This window comes from Thermobifida sp. (assembly GCF_017577275.1).
GTDB classification, from domain to species: domain Bacteria; phylum Actinomycetota; class Actinomycetes; order Streptosporangiales; family Streptosporangiaceae; genus Thermobifida; species Thermobifida fusca.
Genome location: NZ_PITY01000031.1, coordinates 40,451 through 63,059, shown reverse-complemented (window position 1 = coordinate 63,059; position 22,609 = coordinate 40,451). Strand labels below are relative to the sequence as shown.

Genomic DNA, 22,609 nt, shown 5'->3' with positions numbered 1-22,609 from the left:
CGGGGGCGGCCAGGCTGACCGCGGTCACAAGCGCTGTGGCAGCCGCAGCCGTCACTTGCAGAGCTCGGGAGAGCAGGGAAGAGCGCTCCCGGCGGGGGGTCATCACAGCCATTGCACATCCTCTTCGGTTCTGTGCAGGGCCGGGCCGCGCCGCATGCGGGGGCATGCATGGACGTGGACCCGGACTCCCGCCTCGCCACTGGAGGTGAGCGGCGCCGTTGGCGGTAGGCACGCGGCGCTTGCCTCCCGGACGCGGGGGTGCCATGGGTTCCGGGCCGTTCGCGTGGGGTCCGAACGGTCCAGCCCGCGAGCGCCGCGCCTTTCCGCCGCGGGGGTGGAGAAGGCACGGCGCGTGCGACCGGTAGGCGAAGCCGGTGTGCCCGGCCACGTGCGGTCAACGAGCCGCTCAGCAGGCGGAGGTAAGGAGGTTTGGGGTTTATGCGCTCCTTATCTCGACTGCGTTGCCACTATGGGGCAAGTCACAGTGATCATGCATCCGTAAAACCACCAGTGTTGTACCCGAACTTCGTTCGGTATCGGGGGTGCGATGGGGCAAAAAGGGTGGTTTGTCGCATTTTTCGAATGAAAAGGGGGGACAAAACGGCCGGTGGCGGCCACCGCAGTGACCGCCACCGAAAGAATGGGGAGGAAAGACTCGTCGTGTTCTCTTCCTAGAACGGGCAGGTGGAGCGGTACTCTTCGACCTCGCCGAAGAGTCCGTCGCGCGGTCCGGGGCAGAGGAACTGGGTGTAGCGGGTGTCGTTGTCGACGAACCGCTTGAGCCAGGCGACGCTGTACTTGCCGATGATCTTGTTGGGGATGTTCGGGGCGAAGTGGGTTGCGCCGTCCAGCTCCAGGTAGGCCTTGCTGATCGAGGTCGGGAGGCTGTTGTAGAAGGGCCGGGCGTGGGTGAGGACCGGAGCGATGGTGTCCAGGTCAGCACCGATGATGAGGGTGGGAACCCGCACACTGCTCCAGTTCTTGTTGAGGTGCCACGGGGTGAGCGGGATGGCGGCCTTCAGGTCGGGACGCTGGGAGGCCAGACGCAGGCTGCCGCCGCCGCCCATGGAGTGGCCCATGACCGCCAGTCGGCTGCTGTCGATCCGGCTGCGCACCGTGGAGGACGCCCGGTTGATCATGTGGTTCAGCGCGGCGTTGAGCTGCTCTGCCCGGCTGTCCGGCTGGTCGAGGGTGGTGATGGTGTCGATGGTGATGACGACGAAGCCGTGGGAGGCGATGCGCTTGCCCAGCCAGGCGACAGAGGCCTGGGTGCCGGTGTAGCCGGGGGAGATCGCCACGGCACCGTAGGTGTTGTTCTCCCGCGGGTAGTAGATGGTGCCGCCGCCGAAGCCGCTGGCGCTCAACCGGGAGACGTTCTCCTCGCTGACGGAGAAGGGGCCGCTGCGGGCTTCGAGCAGGGCGTCGGTCGGGTTGGGGCCGCGCTCGTAGGGGTTGGCGGCATGAGCGGGGGCGGCCAGGCTGACCGCGGTCACAAGCGCTGTGGCAGCCGCAGCCGTCACTTGCAGAGCTCGGGAGAGCAGGGAAGAGCGCTCCCGGCGGGGGGTCATCACAGCCATTGCACATCCTCTTCGTGTAAGGGCGAAAGCGGAGGGTCGCCCGTGGACGGAGGGAGGAGCGGCACTGGCCACGGCAGGGGCAGACCGGATGTGCGGGGGATGGTGGGCCGTTCACCGTGGGGACACTGAACGGTCCATGCCCACCGGGGCGCCGTCCCCGAGAGTCCGAAGCCGGGCGTGACCGTCGCAGCGGGGGGCCGATGCGGCAGGCACTGGTGGGCGAGGGTCTGCCTCGTCGTGGTCAGCCATTGCGGTAGGCCGCTCACAACGTTGCGGTAAGGAGATCCGGCGGTAACCGGTTCTGTGTCTTAACCGCAACGTCACTATTCGGCATGGGGGAGCCGGATGGCATCCGTGAAATCACCAGTGTCTCGCCAAACCACAGATCAAATAGTGTGTTTTGCGAGGAAATGTCCATAAATGTGGGGGTGGGGTGGGACAGAGAAAAAGCCCGGAATCCTGACTCCGGGGCTGAAATAGGTAGCGAGAATACCCGCTCGGACTCATTCCGGAATGGACAGCGGGCTCCACGGCGGGAGGTACACCACCCACGACCACGGGTCGTCGGCGGGACCCACGGGCAGCGCGTCCCAGTCAGCGGCCCACTCGGGCGGACCGTCCTCCTTGGCGAGCAGCCCGAACGGTACGGTCCGGCTCACCGCGAGCAGCTCCTCCAGGGTGTGCGTGGTGTTGTTGCCGGACGCCGCCGCCGAGGCGCACCCCGCGTAGTAGGCGATGGGAATGGCCTCGTCCCCGGTGAGCACGCACGGCGGGCGTAGCCCGGCCGCATGCAGCTCCTCGGCGAGCCGGGCATAGTTCTCCCGGGCCGCCGTGTGGACGGTGACCCAGTGGGTGAGGATCGCCCCCTGGATGAGGAGATGTCCGAGGATCGCCACGGCCAACCCGGCACCCAGCACGGGACGCAGCCGGGGCCGGGTCGCCGTCCACGCATCGTGCAGTCCTGCCGCAGCGGGCAGCATGAGCAGCGCGTACGTGGGCTGGAGGAAACGCGGCGCCGTGTAGGAGACGAGGAACAGGTAGGTGAACGCGAGCGACCCGGCGACCACCACAGGCAGCCACCCCAGAGCGGGACGTCCCGCCCGGTGAGCGCCGACAATCCCGCCCACCACCAGTACGACCAAAGCGATCGGCCAGAGCAGGGCAGGCCAGCGCACCAGGTCCTCGGTGCAGGGGCGGCACAGCAGCGGCCCGTCCAACGCGGTGACCACGTACCCCACAGCCAGGGTCCACCCGGTCCCGCCCTGGATCTCGGAGGCCCGAGCCAGCCGGGAGAGCACGCCCCCGTAGGAGAGCTCCGCTTCCACCAGCCACGGTGCCACACCGGCCAGGCCGCCGCCGGCCACGGCCGCGAGCAGCGGTACCCGCCGCCACGACGGCACGACAAGTCCGGCCAGCCCCAAAGGCGCGGTCAACCAGAACGCGTCACTGGGCCGCATCAGCCCGGCCACCGCCAGCATGGCTGCAAGCCCGGCCAGCGCAGACCGGGACGCGGGTTCGCGGACCGCGACCAGGAACCAGCCGACCGCGCCCACCGCGGCCATCGCCGTGAAATGGTTGGGCATCGCCGCGGCCGCGTAGAACAAGCTGACCCACAGGCTCGCATACCCGAAGGCTGCGAGCGGCACCACCCCGCTGCGCGGATACAGCCGCAGCCACGGCCAGAACGCCGCGCCCATGGCCACGGCCGCGGCCGCAGCCAGCCACACCCGAAGCGCCACCACCGAGTCGGTGACGAGCACCACCGGCGCGGCCAGCAGCGACACCCCGCGCGACCGGGGCGCGCTGAAGAACGCGGCGGGATTGCGGGGATCGTACTGGCTGACGTAGACGACCTCGTCCCATCCCAGGCCCAGCCACGGCGGGACCAGGGTGAGGCCCGCGACGGCGAACACCGTGCAGACCGCACCCACAACCCAGCCGGGCGCGGGGAGCACCCCGCCGCGTCCGGCCCGCGCCGGGGCCGGTGATGCGCTGGGAAGCGGGGATTGCAGTGCAGAGGACACGTTCCCTCCTCGGTTCACGAGACACAGGAGCAGGGGGGAACGTGGGCGGGCCCGGCGGTCCGCGGCAGTCGGGCCCCGGGACGCAAGTCACGGGTGGAACAGGGTTTTCACCATCCCGTTGTCCTTGTGCTGGAACGCCGCATAGGCGTACGGCGCTTCCGCGAGGGGGAGCCGGTGGGTGGCGAACGAGTCCACACCCAGCGGGTCGTCGTCGGTGAGCAGCGGCAGGATCTCGTCGACCCACCGCCGGACGTTGGCCTGCCCCATCCGGATCTGGACCTGCTTGTCGAACAGGGTGAGCATGGGCAGCGGGTCCGCGATCCCGCCGTAGACCCCGGACAGGGAGATCGTGCCGCCCCGCCGGACCAGGGTGATGGCCGTGTGCAGCGCGGTGAGCCGGTCCACTCCCGCGGTGGTGATGAGGGCGGCGCCCGCCTTGCTGGGCAGGAGCGCGGTCAGGCGCTGCGCGGTCCGCGTGATCGGTGACCCGTGCGCTTCCATGCCCACGGCGTCGATGACGGCGTCGGGGCCGCGCCCGTCGGTCAGGTCCCGGATCGCGTCGACCGTGTCTTCGTCGAAGTGGAAGGTGGTGACCCCGCGCCGCGCAGCCCGGGACAGCCGTTCGGGGACCACGTCGACGCCGAAGACCTGCCCGGCGCCGAGGTGCTGGGCGACCCGGCAGCACATGTCGCCGATGGGTCCCAGCCCTAGCACGGCGAGGCTGCCGCCTGGCGGGACCGCGGCGTAGCGCACCGCCTGCCACGCGGTGGCCAGCACGTCGGAAAGGTAGACGAACCGGTCGTCCGGCGGGCCTTTTGGGACTTTGATCGGGCCGTAGTCGGCGTGCGGGACACGGAGGTACTCCGCCTGCGCGCCGGGGACCGACCCGTAGAGGCTGCTGTAGCCGAAGAGGCGGCCGCCCATGCCGGTCTCCCTGACCTGTGTCGTCTCGCACTGGGCTTGGAGGCCTTGGACGCACATGAAGCAGTGGCCGCAGGCGATGTTGAACGGGACCACCACCCGGTCGCCGGGCCGGAGGGTGGTGACCGCGTCGCCCACCGCTTCCACCACCCCCATCGGCTCATGGCCGAGGATGTCGCCTTCCCGCATGAACGGCGCCATCACCTCGTACAAGTGCAGGTCGGATCCGCACAGCCCGCTGCTGGTGATGCGGATGATCGCGTCAGTGGGTTCCTCGATGGTCGGGTCGGGGACGGTTTCCACGCGCACGTCGCGCGGCCCCTGCCAGGTGAGCGCTCGCATGCTGGTTCCTCTTCTCCTGGTGATCCGGTCGGCCGTCGCGCATCACCACAGGTGACCGGGAACGGCGCCGCGAACCGTGCGGACGGCCGAACGTGCGGCGGCGGACCTCAGGAGTTCGGGCGGTGCAGCGGCGGAATCTTGAGGTTCCGCCGCTGGGCAGCGCCTAGTCGAAGGCGTCTTTGACTTTGTCGGTGAGGCCTTGCCGCGGCCCCGGGGCACGCTGGGCGCCTTTCTCCGAGCCTTGGCCGGGAGCACCCGCGAACGTCCCGTACAGCGAGTCGCGGGGCGGCGGGACGGAAGCCGGTCCGCCCAGCGGTTCGGGGTCTTCCAGGTAGCGCAGGCGGCGCTGGCCGTCCGGGGCGGTCCGCCGCATCCAGCCGCCTTGCGCGGCAGTGCTGCCAGCGGACAGGCCCCAGATCGTGTCGGCATGCTCCTGGTTTTCTTCGTCGAAGAGCGCGTTGGGGGCGATGGCGCCCTCCAACCCGTCTTCCTTGAGCTCTTCGATCGCGGCCAGCCACAGGTTCTGGTGCACGGTGTCCCGGGCGAGGTTGAATTTGAGCATTTCTTTGACACCCGGGTCGTCAGTCATGGCGTAGAGGCGTGCGGTCTGCACTCTGCCTTGCGCTTCGGCGGCGACGTTGGCGTAGAAGTCGGCGAGCAGGTTGCCGCTGGCCACGATGTACTTGCCGTTCCACGGGGTGCCTGAGGAGTCGGCGAGGGTCGCCCCGCCGCCGGACACGATCGCCTGCTGGACGTCCATGCCGCCGACGACGGCCGCGACCACCGGGTCGCGTACGGCTTCGGCCGTGGTGTCGGACGGGGCGCCTTCCAGGAGCCGCGCCACCATGGTGGCGAGCATTTCCACGTGGCCGATCTCCTCGGTGGCCACGTCCATGATGAGGTCCTTGTACTTGCCTTCGATCCGGCAGTTCCACCCCTGGAAGAGGTACTGCATGGTCACGGTCATCTCGCCGTAGGCCCCGCCGATGAGCTCTTGGAGCTTCTTCGCGAACAGCGGATCGGGTTTTTCGGGTTTGGCTTCGAACTGCAGGCGTTTGTCGTGACGGAACATCCTGCTCCCTTCCCCGGGCGGGCAGCCCTGGTCGCACGACGGTCGGATGGCGACGGCTACCCGTGGGGAGGGCAGGTGAACGTCACCGGGTTGGGATGACGGAAGTTTTCCGTCCCCGCCGCCTGGGGATGACCACCCGCTGGTGGCGGGACCGGGCAGGAGAGCAGCGGCGCGGCACTGGGCGTCCGCGCGGGACCGACGGGCCCCGCGCGTCGGCCTGGGAGCGGGGACAGGTCAGTGGTCCCCGACGAGTTGGCGCCGCAGCGTCGTCAGGATCGCGGCGAGCCGCCGTGAGACGTGCATCTGCGACAGTCCGACGATCTCGGCGATCTGCGCCTGGGTCTTGTCCCCGGCGAAGCGGAGCAGCAGGATACGACGGTCGCGGGGCGACAGGGCGGCCAAGGCGGGGCGCAGCGCCGCATGGTCGACGACACGTTCCAACGCGTCGTCGAGTCCGCCCAGGGTGTCGCCCAGGGTGGCGCCGTCATCGTCGGGCCCGAACGGCACGTCGAGGGAGAGCGTGCTGTAGGCGCGGGCCGCGTCGATGAGCTCCAAGGTCTGCTCCTCGTCCATCTCCAGCAGCTCCGCGAGCTCCCGGACCGTGGGCGAGCGGCCGTGCCGCTGGGTGAACTCTGCGGTGACCCGGTTGAGTTCGGCGCGCTTCTCCTGGTATTTGCGCGGGACCCGGATCGCCCAGGTGCGGTCTCTGAAGTGGCGTTTCACCTCGCCGGTCATCATCGGCAGCGCATAGGAGATGAACTCTTTGCCGTAGGCGGGGTCGAAGTTGCGGATGGCGTTGTACAGCCCCACCATCGCGACCTGGCGCAGGTCTTCTTCGGGCTCGCCGCGGTTGCGGTACTGGCGGGCGATGCGTCGGGCCACGGGAGCGTGCAGCTCGGTGAGTTTGAGGTAGATGCGTTCGCGAGCTTTCGGGTCGTCCCGGACCCGGTCGAGTTCGGCGAGTAGCTCGCGGGTCTCGCGAAGATACGCTTCGTCGGCGTGGCGTGGCGGCCGGCTGTTACGGCTGTGACTGCCGTTGGAGCTGTGGCCGCTGTGGGAAACCGAAACGGACATGGGCAACGTCCCCCGCAGGGTCATGGGTGTGGTCCGCGCACCTCGGATGGGTGTGGTGGCCCTGCTTCCGCCCGGCTCTGTCATGGTGCGGGGCGCCTGGCTGGTGTGCGGTGCCGTCGTTTTCGGCGAAAACGGGCCGAAGTATCGGATGTGATGTAGGTCCCCATTTGGACCCAGATTTCGCCACTCACTGTAAGCAAGAGATCACGAGAAGGGAACAGACGCGGCCGAAACCGGGAAGTTGTTTTGCCCGGGGACAACACAGCAGAGTTTGGGACGGGGGCAACCGGGTGAGTGAGTCCCCGCAGTGGTCACACCAACCATGGGGAGGCGCTATGCGGCAACGTCTGGCACTGCTGGGGCTCGCAGCGGCGGCCACCGGGTACGCGGTCCGGCGGGCCCGCCGCTACCCGCTCCGCGACCGGGTCGCGCTCATCACCGGAGGCTCCCGCGGCCTGGGCCTGCTGCTCGCCCGCGAACTGGGCGTGCGGGGCTGCCGGGTCGCGGTGTGCGCCCGCAACGGTGACGAACTGCGGCGGGCCGTCACCGACCTGCGCGCTTTGGGCATCACCGCCCACGGGATCACCTGCGACCTGCGCGACCGCGACCAGATCCGCGCCATGGTCGCGGAGACTGCCGACTACTTCGACGGGCTCGACATCGTCGTCAACAATGCGGGGATCATCCACAGCGCCCCGTTGGACGCGCTCGGGGAGACCGAGTTCGACGACGCGATGCGGATCATGTTCTGGGCGCCTCTGTGGGTGTTCCAGGAAGCCAGACCGCACCTGAAAGGCGGGGTGCTCGTCAACATCACCTCGGTGGGCGGCAAGATCAGCCCGCCCCACCTGCTGCCCTACGCCTGCGCCAAGTTCGCCCACGTGGGGCTCTCGGAAGGGCTTGACGCGGAACTCGTCCGCGACAACATCCGCGTGCTCACCGTCGTGCCCGGCCTGATGCGCACCGGGTCGACCCGCCGCGCCAACTACGCGGGCAACGCCGCCCTGGAGTACGCCTGGTTCTCCCTGCTCGCGGGCACCCCGCTGGTGTCGATGAGCGCGGCACGGGCAGCGCGCCGGATCGTCGACGCCATCGAGGACGGGCGGCACCATCTCACCCTCACCCCGCTGGCACGGGTCGCGACCGCCGCGCACGGGATCGCCCCCGGTTTCACCCAGGGCGTGCTGCGCACCGTGAACCGGATACTGCCGGGACCGGGCACGGAAGGCCCCACCGTCGGTTTTGAGGCCGCCTCCCGCGCCGACCAGTGGGGGATGCGGTTCCTCACCTGGTTCAACGACCGGGCTGGCCGGGACCTCAACCAGATGCCCGAAGCCGGCCGTGCCCCAGTGCCCAAGCCTCGGACGCGGCGCCGGACGCTGCGGCGCCGCACCCGCCGCTGACCGTCCGCACCGCCCGCCGGACACGGCCTGGGGGAAAGGGCCGCGTTACCGCGGGAATTCCGGGTAGCGGTGGAGACCACGCATCTGGCCTGACCGTTGCGCCCGAACCGCGGGGGAGGGCACGCCGATGGAGCATGAACCGCACGTCAAGGAGCTGCTCACCACGCTCAAACGTGCTGCGAGCGCGCTCAAAGCCCACGAGGTGCCGTTCGCGCTCAGCGGAGGGTTTGCGGCGTTCGCGCGGGGAGCGCCCCCGTCCCGCAAGGACGTGGACTTCGTGGTGCTGCCCGAAGACGCCGAACGGGCCCTCCGCGTGCTGATCGGGATCGGGTTCACCCCCGCCGACGCTCCCGAGGACTGGCTGCTCAAAGCCTACGACGGGGAGGTCGAAGTGGACCTCCTCCACACCCCGGCCAACGTGCCGATCACCCCCGCCACGCTGGCCCGCGCCACCCCGCTGGAAGTCGACTCGGTCCGGATGCCCGTCATGGACGCCACGGACCTGGTCCTGCTGCGGATGCGTGCGTTCGGGGAGCACGAATGCGATTTCTCCGGCCCGCTGCTCATCGCCCGCGCATTGCGCGAACAAGTGGACTGGGACCGGGTGCGCGCCGAAGTGGGGGACTCCCCGTACGCGGCTGCGTTCCTGGGCCTGCTCACCCGGCTTGGAGTGATCAGCGGCGGGGAGCAGGAGGGGCGCGTCCCGCCGCAATACCTGGCCGGCCGCCTCCAGCGGACCCTGGCGGAAGACCCGCGTACCGCGGAGCAGGAGATCCGGGTACGCGTGGTGGGAGACGACGTCTACCTGAGCGGACAGGTGTCCTGTCCCCGGCGCCGCGGCAGGGTGCTTGACGTGGCGCGGGAGCAGTTGCCGGGCTACCGCATCCACGACGAACTGTCCGTGGTCCGCTTCGACGGCCCCATCCGAGAGGAGCGACTGACATGATCACTGTCGCTGCCGTGGGCGACGTGCACATGGACCAGGAGATGCGGGGACGCTACCGGCCGCGGCTCGGTGGGCTGGCGGGCGACGCCGACGTGCTGCTCCTGGCCGGCGACTTGACCAAGCACGGCACGGTCGAGGAGGCGCAGGTGGTCGCCGACGAGTTCCGCGACCTGCCCGTGCCCGTGGTCGCGGTGCTCGGCAACCACGACTACCACTCCGATGCCCACGAGGAGATCGCCGCCTTGCTGCGGGCCGTGGGGATCACCGTGGTCGAAGGGGAGGGCACGGTCGTGGCCTGCCCGGGGGGACGACTCGGCGTGGCCGGGGTGAAAGGCTTCGCTTTAGGGTTTCCAGGCCAGTGCGCGTCCGAGTTCGGCGAACCGGAGATGAAGTGTTTCGCCAGGAGCTCGCGGGAAGCCGCCGAACGGCTCGGGGCAGCGCTGGCGTCGCTGGACGCGGACACTGTGGTCGCCCTCACCCACTATGCGCCGGTCCGGGACACGCTGGCGGGGGAGCCCGTGGAGATCTTCCCGTTCCTCGGCAGCTACCTGCTGGCGGAGGCGATTGATGCGGCGGGGGCGGCTCTCGCGGTGCACGGGCACGCCCACCGGGGCACCGAGGTGGGGATGACCGCGGGCGGGGTGCCGGTGCGCAACGTGGCTTTGCCGGTCCTCGGCCGCCCCTACGGGGTGTACCGACTCGACGAGCGCACGACACAGCCCACCCGCTGAGGGGCGCGGGCCCCACCGGGGCGCGGCTGCGCCCGGACACGGACGGCGGAGCCCTGCAGGGCGTCTGCGCCGCTAGCCGCTGAGCTCCGGGTCTTCCCCCGGCCGGGGCGAAGTGGGTTTCAACGGGTCGTGGCCCAAGGTCATCAGGGCGTGCCGCCACTCGTCGTCGTCCGGTCGGGGATTCTGCAGCAGCAACGACACCTCGTCCACCACGGTCTGCATGGTGTCCACGTCTTCATCAGTCAGGTCGGTGCGCCGCTTGGTCAGCACGTGGATGATTTTCCGGCCCTCCTCGTCGATGTTCAGCGAGGGGTGGGAGGTGAAGCCTTCCGGGTTCGACGCCTCGGTCAGCAGCCAGGAACGCAGTTCGTTGCCGTTCATGTTGACGAGTTCGTGGAACCGCGTCCACAGCCGGTCGAGAGCGTCCTCGCTGAGACGGTGCTGCGCCATATGTGCCTCCCCGTGACTGCTGCGGATCCGGACATCTCTTGCCGGTTTCGCTACCGAACCTGGTCCGCGGCAAACCCGCTGGCCCGGCAACGTTTGCCGACCGGTGTGCGCGGTACCCGCGAGGACAACCGTGGAATGGCACTGGGCGAGGGAGGAAGGAACCGTGGGCATCGTCCGCGCGGCAGCACAGGGGGCAGTGGCGGGGTTCGCGGCAACCGGGGCGATGAGCGGGCTCCTGGCCGCGGCCTACCGGCGGGGCAAGGATCCGCTGCTCCCCCCGAAACTGGTGACCCGGCGGCTGCTGCCGGGCGGGCGGGAGCGCACTCCGCGCCCGGGGGAGAACGCGGTAACCGTGCTCGCCCACGCCGGGTTCGGGGTGGCGGCGGGCGCCGTCTTCGGCGCCGCGACAGGGGAACGGTCCCCCGGCCTGGTCGCGGGGGCATGCTACGGGCTGCTGGTGTGGCTGCTCAGCTACGAGGGGTGGGTGCCGCGGCTCACCGTGCAGCCGCCCGCGCACCGCGACAACCCGAAACGCGCGGTCACCATGGTCGTGGCGCACCTGGTGTACGGGGCCGCGCTCGCCGCGGCGCTCCGCCGGATGCGCAGGTGATGTTTAGCTGCGAGGGCAGCGGTCAGGCGTGGGGGATAGGGAGGTAGCGCCGAGACGGCAGAGGAGTGACAGCCGATGCCCGCGAAAGATGAGTTGCCGAGCACGCTGCAGCGCTCGTCGGAGAAGGCGCAGCGCACCTGGATCAAAGCCCACGATTCAGCGGTGGAGACCTACGGGGAGGGGGAGCGTGCCCACCGTGTCGCGTACGCGGCGTTGAAGCACTCGTTCGAAAAGGTGGGGGACCACTGGGAGCCGAAGGAAGCCCAGGGGCCGTCGGATCCGCAGGCCGCCAACCCCCGTGCGGGCCGCGGCGCAGACGTGGACACCGCGGAAGGGGTGGACGTCACCGCTTCCAAGAAGCACTTGTACGAGCGCGCCCGCGACTTGGGGATTCCCGGCCGGTCCACGATGACGAAGGAGGAGCTGGTGGCGGCATTGCAGCGGGAGAACCGGGCCCGTACCCGCCAGGCCCGGCAGTGACCTGGACCGCGCCCGCGGGCCAGAGGGCTTGGCCGCGGGGGCCGGTCACCGGGGGAGGGAGGCGAGGAGGTCTGTACACGCTTCGAGTACTTCGTCGGTGGTGATGGCGGCAAGACCCGGGTCGACGCGGGTGGCGCGCGGGTCCCCAGTGGTGCCCGACCACAGGCAGCGGTGCCGTTCCCGGTCGATCCGCGGCCCCCAGGTCGCGGGTGAGGACGGGCCGAACAGGGTCACCGACGGGGTGCCGTAGGCGGTCGCCAGGTGCGCGACCCCGGTGTCCCCGCTGACCACGAGCCGGGCGTGCGCGATGAGGGAGGCGAGCTGGGACAGCCCGGTCCGACCGGCGAGGTCGTCCTGCGGGGACAGGCCTGCCACGCGGGCAATGCGTTCCGCGAGGCGCTGTTCTGCCGGGGAGCCGGTGACCACCACCCGCATCCCTTGGTCGCGCAGGTGGCGGGCGATCTCCGCGAACCGCAGCTCCGGCCAGCGGCGGGCAGCGAAGGCCGCCCCCGGGTGGATGACCACGGTCGAAGAGGTGTCCTTCTCTTCCGGGGGTACAGGCCACCGCAGGTCTTCGGGGTCGGCGGTGATGCCGTAGTAGGCCAGCAGCCGGCACCACCGGTCGACTTCGTGCAGGTCGACGGTCCATGCCGGGCCGGGCACGATCGCGTCGTCGGGGTCGTAGTGGGCCCACAGCAGCCGCGGGTGGAGCGCGGCAAGGGCACGAGTGCTCTGCGGGCCGCGCCCGTGCAGGTTGACGGCGATGTCGGGTGGGCTGAGCCCGGACCACGGCGGGGTGACGGGACCGGTGACCGTGACGGTCTCCCACGGAAGCCCGGCGAGGGCGAGCAGTTCCGCGGTGGACTCGGGGCCCGCGAGGATAGGCCGGTGCTGGGAGAAGGTGCGGCTCAGCGCGCGCAAGGCGGGGACCGCGGTCACGAAGTCGCCGAGTCCGCGGGCGCGCAGGACGAGCAGGATCGGCCGCTCCCGTTCCCCAGGGGCCAGCGGGGGAAGGGGAAAGGCCGGCACGAAACCGTACTGTTCTTTCATAATCCACACCTACCAGAAAACGACCAGGACAAACGTTGACCCGGGGACGCGGATACCTGGGGTGAGCTTGGTGGGAAACAGGACTGGCGGGCGGTTCGACTGACCGCCCCGCGGGTAGCCGGGCCCGCATGAGACTTGGCGAACCCATTCGGAAGATTGAACGGAACGAGAGCCTGGACCAGATCGCGACGTTCGCGGAGCGGCTGGTGGACCGGGTCGTCCCCCGGGGGAAGGCCCGCGACCTGCTGCACGGGGTGCCGCTCGGCCATCCGGTCCACCCGCTGCTGATCCAGGTGCCGATCGGCTCGTGGCTGTCAGCGTTCCTACTGGACTTGGTGCCGGGTGGCGGCCCTGGGCTGCGCCGCTCCGCGCACCTGCTGGTGAATATCGGTGTCCTCACCGCGATCCCCGCGGCGATTGCCGGGTGGGTGGACCTCTCCCAGCAGCACAAACGCCAGCAGCGCACCGGTGTGATCCACGCTCTGGCCAACGGCACGGGCATTCTGCTGTTCGGCCTGTCGTCGCTGGCGCGTTCCCGGGGACAGCATTCGACGGGGGCGATGCTCGGCGGCATGGGGTTGAGCGCGGTCGCGTTCGCCGGCATGCTCGGCGGCCACTTGTCCTACTACCGCGCGAGCGGGGCCAACCGCGCCGACTACCTGATCGACCGGATGCCGTCCGAGTGGCACAAGATCGGCATGCTCAAGGACTTCCCCGAGGGGAAACCCGCCCGGGCCCAGGTGGGCGAGGTGCCGCTGGCCGTGGTGCGGATCAAGGACAACGTGCACGCGCTGGTGGGGGTCTGCTCCCACTTGGGTGGCCCGCTCGAGAAGGGGAAGATCGAGGGGGACTGCATCCGCTGCCCGTGGCACGGCAGCATGTTCCGGCTTACCGACGGTGTCGTGGCGCACGGTCCCGCTACCGCGGCCCAGCCGATGATGGAGGTGTCGGTACGCGACGGCGCGGTGTGGGTGCGCCGCCCGCAGGACCGCCCCGCCACGGAGGTTCCCCGTCCCCGAGCCGAAACCGAAGCGGCGCAGCGCAAGGAGAAGGAGAAGAAGACCACCGCACGGTGACCGCTGCCCGGGGAGCCTAAGAGTTTCCCGCGGCCAGCATGCCCGCATCCGGGTGCGGGGCGTCGTCGAACGCCTCGCACCACCGGGCCCCGCCCGGCCTGTCGGCCGGGAGCACCCCTCTTCCGCCCCGCCTCGATCAGACTGCTCTTCCCGTCCCGGCCTGTCCGTCCCCTGCCGTAGGAGGCACGCGGCGGCACCGCTCGTCCCGGCACACCCCGAAATCCCCGGTTTGCCAGGGTTGACGACGTAGTGTTTAAGAAGCGTTTCTCTTGGTAGTCAATGGCCTGCTCCGAGGCGGGAGGGGACGACCTGATGCGGTTGATCGGTGTTGCTGCTGTTCGTCACAGCTCGGCCGCCGCGCATGCCAGCGGCACCACAGCCGGGCCGGGCACCCCGGCAGCACAGTGCCGCCGCGGGCCCCGCGCCGCAGCCGCACCGCACCCCGCGTCCCGGGCGTCCAGCCCTGTCCCGCGGCGACGGCGGGCCCGCACCGCCGGATCACCCCACGCGGGGGCGGAGCCGTCCTGGAGGAAGCTGCGCGCGTGCTGACCGGGAGGGTGGAGATGCCGGAGCCGACGCATTCGGTGGTCGTGCCCACGGCGGGACACCCCCGCCCGCCCTTGGACCCGGTCCCCTGGCCGACGTCGGGACTCGACGCCGCACCGCCGACCGCGGCCGCCCTGGCCGACGCCGTGCGGCTGCCGTTCGCCACGCACCTATCCCGGAAGAGCGGAGGGACAAGTCTGGTGTCCGCCACGTGGTTGACCTCGTACCCGCACCGCCCTGCTGGCATCCAGCGGCGGCCAGAGAATTCGTTGACGGTGACCCGGGCCCGCCCTCCGTCCGCGCCGCCGGATCGGCGGCGGACCCCGCCGCAGGCACGCGGGCACACCCGTCCACCGTGCCCTGCCTTCCTGCCGCACAGCGTGGCAGCGGCGTTCGAACCGACCCAGCGCCGTCCCACGGTGCTGGTCGCGTGTCTGGACAGCAGCGGCGAAGTGCTCCTGTCCGGTCCCGCGGTCAGAGCGGTGGCGGGGAGCGCGCAGCGGGTGGTCATGCTGACGGATCCGCGGGGCAGCGCCGCAGCCCGGATGCTGCCCGGCGTGGACAGGGTGATCGAGTGGCGTGCGCCGTGGACCAGGGACAGGGAACCCGGCGAGTACTGGCCGGAGCTGCTCGGGTTCTGCGCCGCGCTCGGCGAGGTCCGTCCGGATGCTGCACTGGTCTTCACCTCCGCCCACCAGTCCCCGCTGCCGCTGGCCCTGCTGCTCCGGCTGACCGGGGTGCCGTGGATCGGCGCGATCAGCATGGACGATCCGGGGAACCTGCTCGACCTGCACCACCAGGTTCCCGAGGGGATGCCGGAAGCGGAGCGTCTGCTGTCGCTCGTGGAAGCCGCCGGCTACCGGCTGCGGGCCAGTGACTCGGGTCGGCTCGCTGTGCGCCGCCCGCTCCCGGACACGACGGACTTGACCGGACCGGACGGCTATGTGGCCGTGCACGTGGGCGGGTCGGCGCCTGCCCGGCGGCTGCCGGTACGGCTTGCCGTGGAAGCCACCGCGAAACTGGCCGCTGAGGGGATCCGCGTGGTGGTGACCGGTGCGGCCGAAGACAAGGCGGAGGCCGCGGCCGTCGCGGAAGCGGGGGCGCTTGACCTGGCGGGGCGCACCAGCCTGCCGGAGCTCGCCGACGTGGTGGACCGTGCCGCGGTGCTCGTGGTCGGCAACACCGCCCCCGCCCACTTGGCCGCTGCCGTGCAGACCCCGGTGGTGTCCCTGTTCGCCCCGGTCGTTCCCGCCTCGGCGTGGGCGCCCTACGGCACCCGGCTGCGGCTGCTCGGCGACCAGAACGCCCGCTGCGCGGGGAGCCGGGCCCGCGCCTGCCCGGTTCCCGGCCACCCCTGCCTGAATTCGGTGACCGCCGACGAGGTGGTGCAGGCCGTCCACGAGTTCGTGGGGGCGCGATGACCCCGGCCGGGGCCCGCGTCCCGGCGCGCAGACGCCGCGGTGCGTGCGCGGCACCGCAGCACGTTCCGCGCAACCCAGGACTCACCCGGTTCCACGCCGACGGGAACCGGCTGTTCCAGGAGGTGACACGGTGAGGATCGCCATGGTCTCCGCGTCCGCTAGCCCGCTGGCTGTGCTCGGCGGGGCAGACGTGGGCGGACCGCACGTCTACATCGCGGAACTCTCCGCAGCACTGGCCCGGCTCGGGCACGAGGTGGTCGTCTACACCCGCCGCACTGCAGAAGGGATGTCCGGGGACGTGGTGCTGGGACCGGGGGTGCGGGTCCGGCCCTTGGCGGCGGGGCCCGCTGTCGCGCTCAGCGACGAGGACCTGCTGCCGCACCTGCCCGAGTTCGCGCAGGAGTTGCGGGCGGCGTGGGCTCGCGAGCTGCCTGAGGTGGTCCACGCCTACGGGTGGACGAGCGGTATGGCGGCGGTGGAGGCGGCCCGCGGCAGCGGTACCGCGGTGGTGCAGACTTTCCACGGTCTCGGCACCGCCTACCGCCGGTTCCGGGGAGCTGCGGATCCGCTGGCAGCCGGGCGGATCGCGCTGGAACGGTCGGTGGCCGCGCAGGCCACGCTGCTCATCGCCACGTCGACGGCGGAGCAGCGGGAGCTCCGCTCGTGGGGGGTGGCTGCTGCCCGAATCAGAGTGGTGCCGTGCGGGGTTGACGTGGCGCGTTTCACCCCGGAGGGGCCGCGGGCGCCCCGCGGGGAGCGGCCGCGGATCCTCACCCTGGGCCAGTTGCGGCCCCGGAAAGGGGTGGAGACAGCGATCCGGGCCCTGCCCGCCGTGCCCGACGCTGAACTGGTGGTTGTTGGGGGGCCAGAGGCGTCCGCGGTGCGCACCGATCCCGAGGCGGTACGCCTGCACCGGCTCGCCCGGCGCCTCGGTGTGGCGGATCGGGTGTGCTTCCTGGGCCGTGTCCCGCACGGGGAGGTCCCGGCCCTGCTGCGCTCCGCCGACGTGGTCGTCAACGTGCCGTGGGACGAACCGTGCGGGATGAGCACTGTGGAGGCGATGGCCTGCGGCATTCCCGTGGTCGCTTCGGATGCGGGGAGCCACCGCGACACGGTGGTGCACGAGATCACGGGGGTGCTCGTGCCGCCCCGGGATCCGCGCGCGCTCGGGGTCCGGTTGCGGTCGCTGCTGCACGATGTGGTGGCCGCGGAAAGCTACGGGATCGCCGGGGCGGACCGGGCCGCGGCCCGGTTTTCGTGGGAGACCGTGGCCCGCGAGGTCGACGCGTGCTGTGCGGCGGCATTGGACGCCGCGGGCCGCAGCCCGTGCCTTGCCACCGAGGCGCTGCCGTAGCCGCCTGCCCTGCGGGACCGTGTCCCCCGGTTATGCGGCCAGTCCCGGCGGGGCGGGTACTCCGTCCGGGTGGAGGGCTTCGGCGACGGGGGCGGCCACCTGGGGGTGGCGCAGGTATTCCTCGACGTCGTGGGGGCGCCGCCGCGAGTTGGCGGTGACGACTTCCACGAGCCCCGGCCCCCACACGGGGGTCAGCGGGCAGCCGATGGTGATGGCGTCCGCCGGGGTCCACGCGTTGAGCCATGCCGTGACCCGGTCGGGGCGGCGCGGCGGCTGGAGGAGGACCCGGGTGTAGACAGCGTCGAGTCCGAGCGGGCTGCCCATGGTGACGAGCAGCGGCACGGTGATGTCGGGGCGGGCCCGGCTGAGCAGGTCGACCGCTACGACGGTGCCGAGGCTGTGGCTGACGATGACGGCCTGCCCGCTCTGCGGGAGGGCGGCGGCGACCTGGTCGAGGATCGCGGTTTTCACGTCCTGGTCGCCCAGGTAGGCGGCGACGTCCCGCAGGAAGAGGGCGATGAGGGTTTCGTCGAGGCCGCTGCGGGCTGCCACCCAGCTCAACTGCCGCTGCAGGCGGCTGGTGAGCGGGGAGAGCAGGCCGAGCGCGGAGCCGCCTTCATGGTCGGTGTTCCCGTGGACGAGTTCGGCGGGCATCCCGGAGCGGAGCGCGGCCTGTTCCAGGAGCGAGGTGTAGATCGCGCGGGGCTCGTCGAGGACGGGGGCGAGTGTTTCCGCGGTGGTGGTGGCTTCGGTGTCTGCCGCGTCCACGGTGAGTTCGGCGAGCAGGTCCCCGTAGTAGGGGAACCACACTGTTTCGGGGGAGATGGTGGGCAGTCGGGCGGCGAGCAGCCCTGAGTTGAGTGCGGCTGTCCACGTGGCGCGTAGCCGTGCGGGGTCTTCTCCGGCCAGACCGCGGCCGTGGAGGAAGACGAGGTGGATGTCGTCGGGGGCGCTGCTGCCGCGCAGCCCGGTTCCGGTGGGCCGGGAGGAGCGGTGGCGTTCCCAGTACGGTCCCGCGCTGGCTGCGGTCCCCCCGGCGAGACCGGATGCGGGGCCGAGGGTGGCGAGCAGTTCGCGCTGGGCCGGGGGCAGGTCGAGCGTGGCGAGGAAGTCCAGGATGGAGCTGACCCGGGTGCCTTCGTTGCCGAGCCAGGCGGCGACCGAGTCGGGGTCGCCGGGCCGCAGCGGGGTGCCGTCGATGCGCAGCCGCTGTCCGCGGGCGTCGCGCCGCGGCACAGCGGAGTGGTGGAGCGCCACGACTTCCCACTGGTCGTTGAAGACGGGCGACCCGGAGCTGCCGGGTTCGGTGTCCGCGGAGTACTGGAGGAAGTCGTCGGTCTGCTGGAGGAGTCGGCTGTCGCGGACCGCGATTTCTTTGAGGCGTCCGCGGGGGTGGCCGATGAGGTTGACCGGTTCTCCGGCCACGACTTTTCCTTGGGTGCGCAACAGCGGGTTCCAGCCGAAGACGTCGCCGGGTGGGCTGCCGTCGGGGCCGGGGTGGACGCGGACGAGCGCGAAGTCGAGTTCCCGGTCGGCGAGGAAGAGCGTGTCCGGGTCGAGGCGGTAGCGCACGGGGACGCGGGGCTGCAGGTCTGCGTCGACTTCGGCGGCGAATTCGGCGACGACCTGTTCTGCGGTCTCGGGGGCGGTGAGTACGTGGTGGTTGGTGAGGAGGAGTTCGGGGGCGACGAGGAATCCGGTGCCGTAGGGGAGTTCCCTGCCGTGGTGGAGCAGGATGAGCCGGGCGATTGAGGCCGCGGCGCGCGCCCCGCGGTAGAGAAAGGCGACGGACTGCAACTGGTTGGCGTCCCCGATGATGCGCTGGTAGATCCGGTGCCGTTGCGCGGGGTCGGCGGCGGTGGCGGGGGGTGCGGGGGCGCGGTGGAGTGCGGCGAGGCGTTCTGCCCGCGCTTTGATCTGGTCGAAGGTGTCGTGGATGAGGATGCCGGTGCGCTGTTGGAGCTGCTGGAGCCGGGCCCGGTTCCGGGCAGTGTCCGTGAACCGCTGTGCGGCGCGCTGTTCCTGCCACCGCCGTTCCACGGTGATCCGGTAAGGAACGTCCATCCGATTCCTTCCTCTCCTCCTCCGGCGGGTGATCCGCCGGCCTCCCTGTTCTCCATGGTCGCTTGCTGACCGGAGAAATGCTGGGAAACGGAGAAAACTGTCGGTTTCCCGGGTGTCATCCGCGGAAGTTTTGGTGTTTTCGCAGCTCACAGCGGGGGAAGAGAGAAATGGCGAAAAAAGATGATAAGAGATGGTTTGTGGCAATCTATCGGAATAGAAAACCGGTTCACCAGAAAACGGCTGAACCGGTTGTGTGAACTGGACCACTAGGGCTATTGTGGCGTCGGCGCCTCAGGAGGGAAAAGCAAGCGGGGCTGCGTAATCCACTCGTGTACATCCCTGCCTACCGGCAGAGTCCTGGATGAGGAAGACCATGAGAAAACGTCTCGCGGTCGCCGCAGCAACCGTCCTTGCGCTGCTGGCGTCCGTCTTTGCCCTCACGCAGCCGGCGAACGCGGCCACCGGGCTCCACGTCAAGAACGGCCGCCTGTATGAGGCCAACGGCCAGGAGTTCATCATCCGTGGCGTCAGCCACCCCCACAACTGGTACCCCCAGCACACCCAGGCGTTCGCCGACATCAAGTCGCACGGCGCCAACACCGTCCGGGTGGTGCTGAGCAACGGTGTCCGGTGGAGCAAGAACGGTCCTTCTGACGTCGCCAACGTCATCTCCCTGTGCAAGCAGAACCGCCTTATCTGCATGCTGGAGGTGCACGACACCACCGGCTACGGTGAGCAGAGCGGGGCCTCCACGCTCGACCAGGCCGTCGACTACTGGATCGAGCTGAAGAGCGTGCTCCAGGGCGAGGAGGACTATGTCCTCATCAACATCGGCAACGAGCCCTACGGCAACGACTCCGCGACCGTCGCCCGCTGGGCGTCGGACACCTCCGCCGCCATCCAGCGGCTGCGCGCCGCCGGATTCGAGCACACCCTCGTGGTGGACGCCCCCAACTGGGGCCAGGACTGGACGAACACCATGCGGAACAACGCCGACCAGGTGTACGCCAGCGACCCCACCGGCAACACCGTCTTCTCGATCCACATGTACGGCGTCTACTCCCAGGCGTCCACGATCACCAGCTACCTGGAGCACTTCGTCAACGCGGGCCTGCCGCTCATCATCGGCGAGTTCGGCCACGACCACTCCGACGGCAACCCCGACGAGGACACGATCATGGCCGAGGCCGAGCGGCTCAAGCTGGGCTACATCGGCTGGTCGTGGAGCGGCAACGGCGGCGGGGTCGAGTACCTCGACATGGTGTACAACTTCGACGGCGACAACCTGAGCCCGTGGGGCGAGCGGATCTTCTACGGCCCTAACGGTATTGCGAGCACGGCCAAGGAGGCCACGATCTTCGGCGGCTCCCAGCCGGGCCCGACCGAGGAGCCGACGGAAGAGCCGACCGAGGAGCCGACTCCGACTCCGCCTCCCGCGGAGGGCGACTGCACCGCCACCTACGCCACCATCGGCAGCTGGGGCGGCGGCTTCCAGGGCGAGGTGACGGTCACCGCGGGCGACTCCGCGATCTCCTCGTGGCAGGTGAGCTGGACCTTCCCCGGCGGCCAGAGCGTGGCCCACGGCTGGAACGCCAGCTTCAGCGGCACGAGCACGGTGACGGCCAGCAACCTGTCCTACAACGGCCAGCTGGGTGCGGGACAGTCCGCCACGTTCGGCTTCATCGGCTCGGGCGACGCGCCTAGCTCGCTGACGCTGAGCTGCACCGCTCGCTGATCCTCTCCGCTCATCCCCACGGGGGAGGAACCACGGAGAGAAGCGGCCCGCGGGGCTGAGCCTCGCGGGCCGCTTGCTGTGCTCAGGGGCGCGCAGCCACCGCGCTGCACATCAGGACTGGAGCTTGCTCCGCACCCACTGTCCGGACGCCTTCAGCGACGAACCGCTCCACGGGCCGCCGGACGCGCAGGTGCCCGGCTGGAAGACCGCGCCGGAACGGAAGTCGTCCGAGTAGTTCCACTTGGTCCACCCGATCTTCCGTTCCGCCATCAGGTCGATGTAGCGGTCGGCCATCTGGAAGTCGTTGGCGCCGTCACCGGTGTAGGTCTCGGTGCCGAACTCGGTGACGAAGACCGGGAACAGCTCGGAGGCCTCACGCAGCGCGTTGAGGTAGTTGTCGCGGTGCGAGGCCGCGTAGAAGTGGAAGGCGTACATGATGTTGGAGGCGTTGACCGGGTTGGCCGCGATCTCGGCGGGGCCGGAGCCTTCGGAGACACCGAGCGACGACCAGCCGCGGGTGCCCACGATGATCACCGAGTCGGGGTCGCGCTGGCGGATCACCGGGATGACCTCTTCGGCGTAGCTCTTGATGGAGGCCCAGCTCACTCCGTTGGGTTCGTTGGCGATCTCGTAGAGCACGTTGGTCTTGCTGGCGTGGCGCTGGGCGATTTCCGCGAAGAAGGTCTTGGCCCGGTCCAGGTTGTAGTGGGGATCGCCCGGGGTGAGGATGTGCCAGTCCACGATCACGTACAGGCCGCGCGCCGTGGCCATGTCGATGAGCTGGTGCATCCGGTCGGTGAAGCCGCGCGGGTTGGTCTCGTAGCCGTCTTCCTGGATGTACATGGACAGGCGGATGATGTCGGCCTTCCAGTCGTAGGCCAGGGCGTCCAGCGAGCTGTCGGTCAGGCAGTGGTCGAACCACTGGATGCCGTGGGTGCTCATGCCGCGCAGTTGGACCGGGTTGCCGTGCTCGTCGCAGAGCTGGGTGCCGCAGACCTGGACTTTGCCGTACCGCTCGACCGGGGTGCCGGTGCCGGGCTGCGTGCCGGGGTCGGGGGAGGGGGTTCCGGGACCGCCGGGGCCGCCCGGCTCGGAGCCTTCGTCGCAGGGGGCGCCGTTGATGGTGCAGTGGGTGGGTTCGCCGCTGCCGGAAGCGATGAAGCCGAAGGAGGCGGTGCCTCCGGGCGGGATGGTGCTGTTCCAGGAAACCCCGGTGAAGGTGTGGGAGTTGCCGCTGCTGGTGTGCTGGGCGTTCCACACCTGGGCCACTGTAGTGCCGCCGGGCAGGGTGAGGACGACCTCCCACTGGGAGACGGTGCTCGAGGTGTCGTTGCGGACGGTGACGGACGCGGAGTAGCCGTTGTCCCACGAGGATTCTTTGGTGACTGTGGCGGTGAGACCGGCGGCCTGCGCGACTCCGGGGGAGAGGAGCGCGATCAGCAGGGCGAGGGCCGCGGTCACCGCGACAGCGACCGGAGGGCCGCCCTTCCGGGCGGCGGGGGATTTCGCCATGGTTCCTCCAAGGGGAGAGGGGAGGAAGAGCGCTATGGGAGCGCTCCCATATAGGGATGCGCATTCCGCGACAGAATCGGGGAAGGAGGAATGCGCCGTTCTCGTTATGTAGTGAGACCGTAGCACAAAGTCAAGAGCAATAAGTGATCTAGGTCACTCAAAGAAGGAGGGGTGCTGGATGAGGTGAAGTTCCGGGAGCATGGGAGGAACCCCGACGCCTG

18 protein-coding genes are annotated in these 22,609 nt (G+C 70.2%); 9 read left to right on the top strand and 9 right to left on the bottom strand.

From position 1 onward, the window contains the following. Positions 1-671 precede the first annotated feature (671 nt). The 5 genes from CW348_RS14890 to CW348_RS14870 all read right to left on the bottom strand — a co-directional run bounded on the left by CW348_RS14890 (position 672) and on the right by CW348_RS14870 (position 7,010). Complete coding sequence (locus tag CW348_RS14890) at positions 672-1,577, bottom strand: dienelactone hydrolase family protein (protein ID WP_287464091.1); 906 nt, start codon at positions 1,575-1,577, stop codon at positions 672-674. Between the two features lie 503 nt (positions 1,578-2,080). After that, positions 2,081-3,601: a hypothetical protein gene (locus CW348_RS14885; protein WP_061783623.1), complete on the bottom strand. Its 1,521-nt coding sequence runs from the start codon at positions 3,599-3,601 to the stop codon at positions 2,081-2,083. An 87-nt stretch (positions 3,602-3,688) separates the two neighbouring features. Continuing rightward, positions 3,689-4,864 (bottom strand): zinc-dependent alcohol dehydrogenase, encoded by a 1,176-nt coding sequence (locus CW348_RS14880; protein ID WP_011291332.1) that lies wholly within the window; start codon positions 4,862-4,864, stop codon positions 3,689-3,691. A 163-nt stretch (positions 4,865-5,027) separates the two neighbouring features. After that, positions 5,028-5,936, bottom strand: coding sequence for a manganese catalase family protein (locus tag CW348_RS14875; RefSeq protein ID WP_011291333.1), 909 nt, complete (start codon positions 5,934-5,936; stop codon positions 5,028-5,030). A 234-nt stretch (positions 5,937-6,170) separates the two neighbouring features. Beyond that, positions 6,171-7,010 carry a SigB/SigF/SigG family RNA polymerase sigma factor gene (locus tag CW348_RS14870; protein ID WP_016188396.1) on the bottom strand — a complete coding sequence of 280 codons (840 nt, stop codon included), beginning with the start codon at positions 7,008-7,010 and terminating at the stop codon, positions 6,171-6,173. A 335-nt stretch (positions 7,011-7,345) separates the two neighbouring features. Here CW348_RS14870 and CW348_RS14865 point away from each other — a divergent pair, with 335 nt between their 5' ends. From CW348_RS14865 to CW348_RS14855, 3 genes are all read left to right on the top strand, one after another. Further along, on the top strand, positions 7,346-8,413 hold the full coding sequence (locus tag CW348_RS14865; protein ID WP_011291335.1) for an SDR family oxidoreductase: 1,068 nt from the start codon (positions 7,346-7,348) through the stop codon (positions 8,411-8,413). 127 nt (positions 8,414-8,540) lie between these two features. Continuing rightward, entirely contained in the window at positions 8,541-9,359 is an 819-nt protein-coding gene (locus CW348_RS14860; RefSeq protein ID WP_011291336.1) for a nucleotidyltransferase, read from the top strand. Further along, a complete protein-coding gene (locus tag CW348_RS14855; protein ID WP_011291337.1) occupies positions 9,356-10,090 on the top strand; it encodes a metallophosphoesterase in 735 nt (244 codons plus the stop codon). The genes CW348_RS14860 and CW348_RS14855 overlap by 4 nt, the downstream gene beginning before the upstream one ends. 72 nt (positions 10,091-10,162) lie before the next feature. Here CW348_RS14855 and CW348_RS14850 read toward each other — a convergent pair whose 3' ends face one another. Continuing rightward, positions 10,163-10,540, bottom strand: a complete 378-nt coding sequence (locus CW348_RS14850) for a DUF3140 domain-containing protein (RefSeq protein ID WP_011291338.1) — start codon at positions 10,538-10,540, stop codon at positions 10,163-10,165. 163 nt (positions 10,541-10,703) lie between these two features. On the opposite strand from CW348_RS14850, the gene CW348_RS14845 reads away from it, so the two are divergent. Beyond that, complete coding sequence (locus CW348_RS14845; protein WP_016188397.1) at positions 10,704-11,150, top strand: DUF6789 family protein; 447 nt, start codon at positions 10,704-10,706, stop codon at positions 11,148-11,150. Between the two features lie 75 nt (positions 11,151-11,225). Next, on the top strand, positions 11,226-11,630 hold the full coding sequence (locus tag CW348_RS14840) for a ChaB family protein (protein ID WP_011291340.1): 405 nt from the start codon (positions 11,226-11,228) through the stop codon (positions 11,628-11,630). Positions 11,631-11,675: 45 nt separating this feature from the next. On the opposite strand, the gene CW348_RS14835 is transcribed toward CW348_RS14840, so the two are convergent. Beyond that, on the bottom strand, positions 11,676-12,680 hold the full coding sequence (locus CW348_RS14835; protein ID WP_011291341.1) for a glycosyltransferase family 9 protein: 1,005 nt from the start codon (positions 12,678-12,680) through the stop codon (positions 11,676-11,678). A gap of 128 nt (positions 12,681-12,808) precedes the next feature. Here CW348_RS14835 and CW348_RS14830 point away from each other — a divergent pair, with 128 nt between their 5' ends. From CW348_RS14830 to CW348_RS14820, 3 genes are all read left to right on the top strand, one after another. Then, the gene (locus tag CW348_RS14830) at positions 12,809-13,756 is read left to right on the top strand and encodes a Rieske 2Fe-2S domain-containing protein (protein WP_104613027.1); all 948 of its coding nucleotides are present in this window, start codon (positions 12,809-12,811) and stop codon (positions 13,754-13,756) included. A gap of 926 nt (positions 13,757-14,682) precedes the next feature. Further along, positions 14,683-15,723 carry a glycosyltransferase family 9 protein gene (locus tag CW348_RS14825; protein ID WP_016188399.1) on the top strand — a complete coding sequence of 347 codons (1,041 nt, stop codon included), beginning with the start codon at positions 14,683-14,685 and terminating at the stop codon, positions 15,721-15,723. Between the two features lie 130 nt (positions 15,724-15,853). Then, positions 15,854-17,077: a glycosyltransferase gene (locus CW348_RS14820; RefSeq protein ID WP_011291345.1), complete on the top strand. Its 1,224-nt coding sequence runs from the start codon at positions 15,854-15,856 to the stop codon at positions 17,075-17,077. Positions 17,078-17,107: 30 nt separating this feature from the next. Here CW348_RS14820 and CW348_RS14815 read toward each other — a convergent pair whose 3' ends face one another. Next, positions 17,108-19,141 (bottom strand): serine protease, encoded by a 2,034-nt coding sequence (locus tag CW348_RS14815; RefSeq protein WP_104613028.1) that lies wholly within the window; start codon positions 19,139-19,141, stop codon positions 17,108-17,110. Positions 19,142-19,514: 373 nt separating this feature from the next. Here CW348_RS14815 and CW348_RS14810 point away from each other — a divergent pair, with 373 nt between their 5' ends. Continuing rightward, positions 19,515-20,876 (top strand): cellulase family glycosylhydrolase, encoded by a 1,362-nt coding sequence (locus CW348_RS14810; RefSeq protein ID WP_011291347.1) that lies wholly within the window; start codon positions 19,515-19,517, stop codon positions 20,874-20,876. Positions 20,877-20,987: 111 nt separating this feature from the next. Here the strand turns inward: CW348_RS14810 and CW348_RS14805 are convergent, their stop codons facing one another. Next, positions 20,988-22,388, bottom strand: a complete 1,401-nt coding sequence (locus CW348_RS14805) for a cellulase family glycosylhydrolase (protein ID WP_011291348.1) — start codon at positions 22,386-22,388, stop codon at positions 20,988-20,990. Positions 22,389-22,609 lie beyond the last annotated feature (221 nt).

Bases quoted from the DNA above. Each gene is read 5' to 3' on its own strand.
- CW348_RS14890 (WP_287464091.1), bottom strand. From the start codon at position 1,577: ATGGCTGTGATGACCCCCCGCCGGGAGCGCTCTTCCCTGCTCTCCCGA.
- CW348_RS14880 (WP_011291332.1), bottom strand. From the start codon at position 4,864: ATGCGAGCGCTCACCTGGCAGGGGCCGCGCGACGTGCGCGTGGAAACC.
- CW348_RS14875 (WP_011291333.1), bottom strand. From the start codon at position 5,936: ATGTTCCGTCACGACAAACGCCTGCAGTTCGAAGCCAAACCCGAAAAA.
- CW348_RS14870 (WP_016188396.1), bottom strand. From the start codon at position 7,010: ATGTCCGTTTCGGTTTCCCACAGCGGCCACAGCTCCAACGGCAGTCAC.
- CW348_RS14865 (WP_011291335.1), top strand. From the start codon at position 7,346: ATGCGGCAACGTCTGGCACTGCTGGGGCTCGCAGCGGCGGCCACCGGG.
- CW348_RS14860 (WP_011291336.1), top strand. From the start codon at position 8,541: ATGGAGCATGAACCGCACGTCAAGGAGCTGCTCACCACGCTCAAACGT.
- CW348_RS14855 (WP_011291337.1), top strand. From the start codon at position 9,356: ATGATCACTGTCGCTGCCGTGGGCGACGTGCACATGGACCAGGAGATG.
- CW348_RS14850 (WP_011291338.1), bottom strand. From the start codon at position 10,540: ATGGCGCAGCACCGTCTCAGCGAGGACGCTCTCGACCGGCTGTGGACG.
- CW348_RS14840 (WP_011291340.1), top strand. From the start codon at position 11,226: ATGCCCGCGAAAGATGAGTTGCCGAGCACGCTGCAGCGCTCGTCGGAG.
- CW348_RS14835 (WP_011291341.1), bottom strand. From the start codon at position 12,680: ATGAAAGAACAGTACGGTTTCGTGCCGGCCTTTCCCCTTCCCCCGCTG.
- CW348_RS14830 (WP_104613027.1), top strand. From the start codon at position 12,809: ATGAGACTTGGCGAACCCATTCGGAAGATTGAACGGAACGAGAGCCTG.
- CW348_RS14815 (WP_104613028.1), bottom strand. From the start codon at position 19,141: ATGGACGTTCCTTACCGGATCACCGTGGAACGGCGGTGGCAGGAACAG.
- CW348_RS14810 (WP_011291347.1), top strand. From the start codon at position 19,515: ATGAGAAAACGTCTCGCGGTCGCCGCAGCAACCGTCCTTGCGCTGCTG.
- CW348_RS14805 (WP_011291348.1), bottom strand. From the start codon at position 22,388: ATGGCGAAATCCCCCGCCGCCCGGAAGGGCGGCCCTCCGGTCGCTGTC.